Here is a 271-nt window from a genome sequence, read left to right as displayed (position 1 = left end):
GCTCCACATACGGCTCCCGGTGCACCGGGTGGCCGCCGGAGATGGCCCGCTCCCGCGCCAGCTCGGCATCGAACTCCAGGCCTAGCAGGATCGCCAGATTGGTCAGCCACAACCAGATCAGGAACACGATGACGCCCGCCAGGGTGCCGTAGATCTTGTTGTACGAGCCGAAGTTCGCCACGTACAGCGCGAAACCGGCCGAGGCGGCCAGCCACAGCACCACCGCCAGCACGCCCCCGGGGGTCAGCCAGCGGAAGCCGCGCCCGCGCAC

1 protein-coding gene is annotated in these 271 nt (G+C 69.4%); it reads right to left on the bottom strand.

The genetic code is table 11. The features are described from left to right. The coding region (locus ACSNOK_RS34325; protein ID WP_436784641.1) for a YihY/virulence factor BrkB family protein at positions 1–271 on the bottom strand (271 nt) is incomplete at both ends.

This window comes from Streptomyces sp. URMC 126 (assembly GCF_051386555.1).
Classification (GTDB): Bacteria; Actinomycetota; Actinomycetes; order Streptomycetales; family Streptomycetaceae; genus Streptomyces.
This window is presented reverse-complemented; position numbering and strand designations above follow the sequence as displayed.